Below are 1,968 nucleotides of genomic sequence, written 5' to 3'. Positions count from 1 at the left end.
ACACGGCCAATGCGGATAGCATGCACGCGCATACACCCATCACGCCGGCCGAACCGGCGATCAACCCCACCATGCCACTCCTGTCCGTTTCGGCATCGCGTTACACCATGCAGACGATGCACCGGCCGAACCGATACATGAATCGACGCATGATCGGCACGAATCGCGCAACCCATGCCGTCCTGCGGCATTCCCGTCGATCACGTCGCCAACACGCTCCATACCAATCACCACTTCCATCTACGCATGAAATCATCCCAACGTCGGCCGAACCGCATGCGACGCCCGTCCCAAACCGCCAACGCGCGTCCCCGCAACCGCCCGTCCTCGGTTTCGAGACATCCGATCTGCGTGATTCGGCGTTCGCCGGCATGCCGTTCCACATGCAGCACCACGTCGAAGGCCCCTTCCGCGAGCGCGGCGGTGGCCTGCGGCTGCAATCCCGCCAGCAGGCCCAATGCCACCAGACGGGACGGCACGGATTCCACTTGATTGGCGTGCAGGGTGGTCATTCCGCCGCTGTGCCCGGAATTGAGCGCTCTGAGCAGATCGACGACCTCGCCTCCACGGCATTCACCGACCACCACACGGTCCGGCCTCATGCGCAACGTCGCCTCGATGAGTCTGGACAGTCCGATTGCGCCGACGCCTTCCATGTTGGCTTCTCTGGTGACCATCGATACATGGTTGGCATGTTGGATCATGCCAAGTTCGCGCACTTCCTCAACGGTGATGATGCGTTCCGCTGGCGGACATTGCATAAGCAGGGCCTTGAGCATGGTGGTCTTGCCCGCGCCGGTGCCGCCGGTCACCAATATGCTCGCACGCCGTCCTACAAGCCCTTTCAGCAGCGGCAGCCACGTTTCGGGGAACATGCCGTTGCGCATCAATGCGGCGAGGTCGGGGCAGACGGCACTTGGCAGACGTATGCTGATTGCCGCGCCCTGCGGCACCAGAGGCGCGATGACCGCATGCACCCGCAATCCTTCCATGGTGGAGGCGTCGGCGATCGGGCAGGCGTCATCAAGCCGTCTGCCCAGTTGCGAGCACAGTCGTACGGCGAATTCGCGAATCGATTGCGCGGTGGGGAAAGGCGTGCGCAACGTACGCGCCCGCATGCCCTGGCCGCAATCCGCCCAGACCGTGCCGTCGCAGGTCACCGCGATATCGGTGACTCCGGGTTCGGAAGCGATGTCGCTAAGGGGCCCGAGTTCCATGATGCACCTGCCGCATTCCGATGAGCTCCTGCACGCGATCGGCCAATACCGCAATGGCCTTCGCCGTGGCCCGGTTGGGTTTGCGCAATCCGAGGCCCTCAAGCAACTCGCTGCAGAGCTTGGCGTCCGGCTTGACGATCGCGCTGATTTCGCATCCGAGATATTCCTCCGCCTCGTCCAACGAGGTCACGCCATGCTCGCGCACCGTTCCCCGCGGCACCATGCCGATCACTATCTCACGGTTCTCGGCCGTGTCATGCCGCTCCGCATGCGCGCGACGTGTCTGGATGCTTGTTTTGGCGCGGGCCAATCCCAGCACCGTCAATTCGACGGCGACGATGCGGATGCCCTGCTCTAGCTCGGGGATGTTCGGCAGATGGTGCCATTGTCCGACGTCCACGATGATCGCGCTCCGTACCCGCGCCAGCGCCTTAACGCATGCCCGGACTTCCCACGACTGCGGATTTTCGGTTTTCCATGGGTCACAGGCCAACAGCGGTATGCCGTCCCATGTCGGCAACTCGCGCAACAACGCCTTGCCGTCGATTTTGCCCAATGGCGCGCTAATCTCACCGAAACGCGAGCCGTCTTCATTTTCCGCACCGAGCAGCACATCGAGACCACCGCCATGCAGATCGGCATCGACGAGCACACATTTCAATCCTCTTTCCGTCAATTCGCGGGCCAGCAACGCGCTCAACGTGCTTGCGCCCACGCCGGCCGTAGCCGCCTCGACGACCACGATATTGCC

Annotated in this window: 2 protein-coding genes; both read right to left on the bottom strand. The window is 63.0% G+C overall.

Features of this window, described 5'->3' with window-relative positions; translation table 11 throughout:
* Nucleotides 1-227 precede the first annotated feature (227 nt).
* Entirely contained in the window at nt 228-1,217 is a 990-nt protein-coding gene (locus B3C64_RS08655) for a CpaF family protein (protein ID WP_291535084.1), read from the bottom strand.
* On the bottom strand, nt 1,198-1,968 hold a 771-nt coding region (locus B3C64_RS08650; RefSeq protein WP_291535083.1), incomplete at its 5' end, for a P-loop NTPase. The genes B3C64_RS08655 and B3C64_RS08650, both read right to left, overlap by 20 nt.

Origin of the sequence: Bifidobacterium sp. UBA6881 (assembly GCA_002451435.1) — a bacterium.
In the GTDB taxonomy this organism is placed as follows: domain Bacteria; phylum Actinomycetota; class Actinomycetes; order Actinomycetales; family Bifidobacteriaceae; genus Bifidobacterium.
The sequence above is the reverse complement of the archived record's forward strand: the minus strand, read 5'-3'. Positions and strand labels throughout refer to the sequence as shown.

Coding starts and splice junctions, on each gene's coding strand:
- B3C64_RS08655 (WP_291535084.1), bottom strand. CDS start 1,217: ATGGAACTCGGGCCCCTTAGCGACATCGCTTCCGAACCCGGAGTCACC.